Source organism: Tissierellales bacterium, from assembly GCA_035301805.1.
Lineage (GTDB): Bacteria > Bacillota > Clostridia > Tissierellales > DATGTQ01 > DATGTQ01.
On sequence record DATGTQ010000162.1, the window covers coordinates 1 to 6,501 of the forward strand.

The 6,501-nt window shown below is 30.2% G+C and carries 8 protein-coding genes; all 8 read right to left on the bottom strand.

The features are described 5' to 3' along the window. A partial coding sequence (locus VK071_08220; protein HLR35294.1) for an Rne/Rng family ribonuclease occupies nt 1-1,049 on the bottom strand: 1,049 nt, incomplete at its 3' end. Between the two features lie 10 nt (nt 1,050-1,059). After that, entirely contained in the window at nt 1,060-1,761 is a 702-nt protein-coding gene (locus VK071_08225; GenBank protein ID HLR35295.1) for a M23 family metallopeptidase, read from the bottom strand. 65 nt (nt 1,762-1,826) lie between these two features. Then, the gene (locus VK071_08230) at nt 1,827-2,870 is read right to left on the bottom strand and encodes an FAD:protein FMN transferase (protein ID HLR35296.1); all 1,044 of its coding nucleotides are present in this window, start codon (nt 2,868-2,870) and stop codon (nt 1,827-1,829) included. Between the two features lie 75 nt (nt 2,871-2,945). Then, entirely contained in the window at nt 2,946-3,812 is an 867-nt protein-coding gene (locus VK071_08235) for an FMN-binding protein (protein ID HLR35297.1), read from the bottom strand. A 119-nt stretch (nt 3,813-3,931) separates the two neighbouring features. Next, nucleotides 3,932-4,207, bottom strand: a complete 276-nt coding sequence (gene minE / locus VK071_08240) for a cell division topological specificity factor MinE (GenBank protein ID HLR35298.1) — start codon at nt 4,205-4,207, stop codon at nt 3,932-3,934. A gap of 14 nt (nt 4,208-4,221) precedes the next feature. Then, the gene (minD, locus tag VK071_08245) at nt 4,222-5,013 is read right to left on the bottom strand and encodes a septum site-determining protein MinD (protein ID HLR35299.1); all 792 of its coding nucleotides are present in this window, start codon (nt 5,011-5,013) and stop codon (nt 4,222-4,224) included. Nucleotides 5,014-5,028: 15 nt separating this feature from the next. After that, nucleotides 5,029-5,673, bottom strand: coding sequence for a septum site-determining protein MinC (gene minC, locus VK071_08250; GenBank protein ID HLR35300.1), 645 nt, complete (start codon nt 5,671-5,673; stop codon nt 5,029-5,031). An 89-nt stretch (nt 5,674-5,762) separates the two neighbouring features. Then, nucleotides 5,763-6,501, bottom strand: a 739-nt coding sequence (locus tag VK071_08255) for a penicillin-binding transpeptidase domain-containing protein (GenBank protein ID HLR35301.1), incomplete at its 5' end; no start/stop codon positions are given.

Below are 6,501 nucleotides of genomic sequence, written 5' to 3' on the forward strand. Positions count from 1 at the left end.
AAAGAAATATCTTTATTTTTTCTCATATCAATAAAGTCTATTATTATTATACCACCAAGATCCTGCAGCCTTAATTGTTTTCCTATTTCCCTTGCTGCTTCTAAATTTGTTTTTAATATTGTGGCATCAAGGTTTGCTTTCCCTGTATATTTTCCTGTATTTACATCAATAGCCGTTAAAGCTTCAGTTTCGTCTATTACAATGTATCCGCCACTTTCTAATGGTATCTTACCACTGAGAATTTTTTCAATTTCTTTTTTTATATTTCCCCATTTATAAATATCAAATTCTTCACAAAAAACTTTATTTATATATTGGGGAAAATTAATTTCAATTATTTCTTTTAAACAATCATATTTTTCTTTACTATTAACAACTATTTTATCTATATTCTTTAAATTACTATCTCTAATAATTTGATAGGCAAGACCAATATCTTTGTACAAAAGTTTTGGTGCTGATATAAAATTTCTTTCCCTTTCTATTTTTTTATAAATATTTACCAATATATTGTAATCCTCTTCTATCTTCTCTTTACTTACATTTTGACTGGCAGTTCTAAGAATCATTCCCATAGAGTCTTTTTTTACTTCTTTGCCTATAGTTTTTAATCTTTTATTTTCTTTTTTATTCTTTATCTTTCTCGATATAGATACTTTGGAAACAAAAGGGGTCAGCACAACATATCTACCAGCTAGACTTAAATATGTAGTAACTTTTGCTCCCTTAGTTTTAAATGGTTCTTTAACAACTTGGACAATTATTTCTTCACCTTCTTTTACTACCTTTTGAATTAATATATTTCCTTGATCCGTTGAGTTTTTTTCTAGCTGTATATCTTTTACATAAAGATAAGCATTTTTACCAATACCAATATCTATAAAGGCTGCCTCCATTCCAGGCAGCACATTTACTACTCTGCCCCTGTAAATATTCCCTAATATTTTTTCATCCTCTATTTCATCTATATAAAATTCTACTAGCTCGTCTTCTTCTATTATGCCTATTATATTTTCATTTTTTCTTGTATCTATTAGAATACAGTTCATTTAATCTCTCCTAATTATATTTTGTATTCATATTTATTACCTTTTCAGGATTTATAGGTTTATTATCCTTCCACACTTCAAAATGAAGATACTTATTCCCATTTTTATCTTCGCCTAAAGTTCCTATTTTTTCTCCTTGTTTAACTACCTTACCTTTTTCCATATAAACTTTTTGTAGATGGCCGAAAACAAATTTTAAATCTTCATGTTCCATAACTACATAGAAACCTAAAGCATCTTTATCCTCTATTTGTACTACATTACCATCTGCCACTGCTAAGACTTCTCTTTCCCCTTTTTCTGGTATAATATCTATTCCATTATTAAAAACCGTTTTTTCATCCGATACTTTTAACTCACCAAAAGGTTTGTATATTGCTCCTTCAATCGGTGCCTGAAACTCCACGAAATTTTCTTCCCCGGTAAATACTGATATAATCTTTTCTGAAAGATCAAATATTTTAGTTCCATGAGTTTTTAACTTTTCTCCCGTTTTTACTATACTAAACTCATAATTAATACTTTTGTGAATTATTTGAATTGCATTATTAGTAAGTTTAATATTTATTAGTTTTAGCATAAATAAAATGATTAATATTATGACTGCAATTATTAATTTACTAAATTGACTTTTTATAAACCTTTTAAGTCTATTATTTTTATATCTTTTATAATTATTATTACGACTTAAAGTTCTATTTCTTTTAAACATAAAATCACCCACCTGTCCTATTTCTATTTTATTTTAAATAGGTGGGTTTTATTACAAACAATATATTATTTAATCTTAAAACCATTATTTTTCAAGGTAAAGATATCTTTAAAATTATCTGTCATATAAATTTGACTATCTTTTGTAATAAGTAAAGCATCTACCCCTTCTAATTCATTAATAAACTGTAACCCTTTATCTTTACCTAATATAAATACAGCAGTAGATATAGCATCTCCATCCATAGAATTATCTGAAATAATACTAACTGCTGAAAGTTCATTATTTGCAGGGTAACCAGTCTTACTATCTATAATATGATGGTACCTCACATTATCTAGTTCAAAATATCTTTCATAATCCCCAGAAGTTACAATAGACTTGTTTTTAATTTCTGCAATACCTACATAACTACCTCTATGCTCAAAAGGATTTTGTATACCAATTTTCCAAGGTTGTTCCACAGGCTTAAAGCCTAATGCATATATATCTCCACCAAGGTCAATTATAGCACTTTCTACTCCTTTTTCTTTAAGAATCCTTCCTATTTCATCAGCAGCGTATCCTTTTGCAATACCACCTAGATCTAGGATCATATCTTTTTCACTAAGAAAAACCTTATTATCCTCTAATAATTCTAATTTAGTAAAATCTACTTTACTTTTTTCCTCTAATATTTTTTCTTCAGAGGGAATACTATCCTTTTCAATTTCACCTTCCTCATTGATATCCCATAAGTTCACTAATGGTCCAATAGTAGGGTCATAGGCACCATTACTTATTTCTGCATATTGTTTTGCTGTCTTTATAACTAAATATACATCTTCACTAACTTCAACAGGCTTTACTCCAGCATTTTCATTAATTAAATTAATATCACTATCTTCAATAGTCCTACTCATTTTACTTTCTATTTCTTCTATTCTCTCAAAAACCTCATCTAGAATTTTTTCATCATTACTATCAAAAACTTTTATAGTCATAACAGTGTCCATCATAAAATTAGTTCTATCCATAGACTCTTTCTTAGTATTCTTTTTACAGCCACTTAAAGATAATATCATTACAGTAACTATTAAATACATAATATATTTATTTTTTCTTTTCATGGTTTTCCCTTTCCTTTAGTATGGATTTAAAAAATAAATTTTAAAAAACCCTAACACAATGTTAGGGTTTTTTTATTATTCTGCCTCTTCTAATGCCTTTGTAACTAAATCTATCATAGTATCTTTAGTATTTGTTGCACCTGAAACTGCGTCTAATTCTAAATCTTCAACGCCATTATTCTCTATAATTTGTTTACGAATTGCTTTAATAGTATCAAAAGATGGTAAATAAGCATAGTTTTCTAAGGATTTTATATCTCCCTTTTTCACATCTGTTGGTTCTGTTTTTGGTTCGTCACCTTCCATAACTGGTTCATTTTCATCATCTAATACTACTTTTTGACCTTCCATGTCTTCTGTAGCAACATCATAAAAATCTACACCTACGATTTCTCCATCTTTTACAATCACCTTAACTTCTGATAGCCATCCATGACTATCTTCATCTGCTTTAGCTTCATATTCACCATCTTTATAAACTGGGTCATGAGCTTCACCTTTTTCAGCCTTTTCTAAAAGCATAGGTACAATTTCTTTAAAGCTTTCTTTAGTATAAGTAGCCCCTGATACTGCATCAAAATCTACTTCATCTAAGTCCTTCTTTTCATTAAATTGTTCATTAAGATTAGCTAAAACTTTTAAACCTTCTTCATACTTATAATTGCCTTCATTCTTTTCTTCGCCAGAATCAGCTAAAATTTCAACATATTCAAAAGCTATTATTTCACCATTATCTACTTCCATAGTAGCAAGTGGATAATTATCTTGGTCTCCCACAGGCATTTTTACTAAGTAAAATCCGTCTTGTAACTCCCCACTACTTTCCCCCGCCTTACTAGGAGCTGGATCTTCTTCCTTTTCAGACTTGTCAGCCCCACAGCCTGCTATTACTAGTGAAACTAGTACTAAAACAAGCATTAATGATAAAAACTTTTTATTCAATTGAATTCCCTCCTGCATATAATTTTTTCTATATATATATGTTTTAACAGTTGATTAAAACACTATTACTATTATACATATTTTGCTTATTAATTTCAAGTCTTGTTACTAATTGTATATTATTTCTCTTTTACTTTTATTATAGGGATATTTGCTACCAAAGCTGGAATAGGTTCATTATCTGTTTCACCTCTAGTTCTAGTCATTTGAATATCTAGACCTTCCTCATCTATTATCATATATTCAGAGATTACTCTTATAATATCTCCCTTAATCATTTCAAGAAATTTAGGCGATAAATCACCTCTATCATGGACAAGAACTAGTTTTAATCTTTCTTTAGCAACACTTTTACTCTTTTTTTCATCTTTGTTAAACATTTTCAGTATATTCAAAGATATACCCCCTTTTATCCAAACAACATTTTAATTATCTTCGTAAATGTTCCTTCACCATTATCTAAATTAAGTAATTCTATTTCTTCTCCAGTCATTCTTCTAGAAATGTTTCTAAAGGCCTTACCTGCTAAAGCTTGTTCGCTTGCTACTACAGGTTCTCCTTTATTAGTTGATATTACTATTTCTTCATCATCTGGTACTACACCTATAAGGTCTATAGACAAAATATCTATCATATCCTCTATATTCATCATATCACCTTTTTTTACCATATCTGGTCTAATCCTATTTATTAATAATTTTGGATTGTTTAATCCTTTAGCCTCTAATAACCCTATAACTCTGTCAGCATCCCTTACTGCCGATATCTCAGGAGTTGCTACAATTATCGAATCATCTGCCCCTGCAACAGAATTTTGAAATCCTTGCTCTATGCCAGCAGGTGAATCAATTAAAATATAGTCAAATTCTTTTTTTAACTCATTAGTTAATTCAATCATTTGGTCTGGACTAATAGCAGTTTTATCCTTCGTTTGAGCCGCTGGCAAAAGATATAAGCCATCAAATTTTTTATGTCTTATTAAACCCTGTTTTAGTCTACAAACTTTTTCCACTACATCTACTATGTCATAAACTATTCTATTTTCTAATCCCATAACCACATCTAGATTTCTTAGTCCAATGTCAGCATCCACTACAGCAACTTTATACCCTAACATAGCTAAGCCTGTACCTATATTAGCCGTAGCAGTAGTTTTACCTACTCCACCTTTGCCAGATGTTATTACAACAACTCTTCCCATAAAAGATTCCTCCTTTTATACCTTATTTTTAACTAAATATGATTCTATTAAAACTTCCCCTTTATATATCCTAGCTACTTCGGGTTTCTTGGAAGTTTTAAAGAAGTTGTCAGGACGCCTTGCAATAATGTTCGTAATTCTTAATTGTGTCGGCTGAAGGTTATATGCTGCAACTACAGCATTTTTATTCCCATTACATCCCGCATGAGCTATACCTCTTAGTGTACCTAAAACTATAATGTTACCCATAGCAACCACATATGCACCTGGATTTACATCTCCGATTATAACTATATTTCCATCGTAATTAAGGGTTTGTCCAGATCTTAAAGTAGTGTTTACAAATTTAGTCATACCTTCCTTTATCTCTGTAAAAAAATCGGCCTTGCCTTTTCCTTCCTCAACCTTTTCTTCCTTTGTATTATTTTTTTCTATAATTTCTAAATTATATTTATCTTCTATAATATGCCTAAGTTCATTTTTTTCCATATTAGATAATCTATTTCCCTTAATATCAATAATTTCTCCACTTTCAAAAAAAGATAATGATTCTTTTAACTTCCTCTCCAATTCTTTTTTTACATTAACAAAACTTCCATCTTTAACATATACATATACGCCTTCTTTTGTACCTTTAAAAAAAACTAATTCTTCTTTCATATAGGACAACCTCCAAAGCATCCTTATTAATAGTAATTCTTCAAAAATACTAAAAATCCTTCTTATTTGAAAAATGAATTGGAAGGATTTTACCTTGCCAATTCATTTCCATAAGGCATAACTTTAGTTTCCTCTTCACTATTTAAACCTAAATACTCTGCAATTATATCCCTTACCATAGGTCCGGCATAGCCTCCACTACCACCCTGAACTATTATTGCTGAAACTGCTATTTCAGGATCTTCATAAGGAGCAAAACCAACAAACCAAGCATAGGAATCATAAGTATCCCCAGTTGCAGGATTTATTCCAGCTCTTTCAGCAGTTCCCGTTTTTGCGGCTGCTGATATAGGAAAGTCAGCAAATATACTTCTCGCTGTTCCCTCACTGACCACTTTCTCCATACCTTTTTTCACATGATCTAGATTTTCATAATTATTTAGTTTTATACGTTCGGCTTCCTTATCCTCTTCAAAAACAATTTTTGAATTATCATAATTCTTAATCTTATCTATCAATGTTAACTCATGTCTATATCCACCATTGGCTAGAGTAGCAATATAGTTAGCCATTTGAACTGAAGTATAGGCATTTTCTCCTTGGCCTATAGATACATTTAGCGTGTTTCCAATACTCCAACCTGATTGACCCAAATAAGTATATTTTATTTTATCCGTTAATCCTTCTCTCTCTCCTTCCAATACCTTATCAGGATCTATACCAAATTCATCTAATTTATTATATACTTCTCCTCTAGTTAAAGGTACCTCCATATCTATCCAGCTTACGATTTCCTCAATAACTTCTTCTTTTTCCTTATCTGTCATT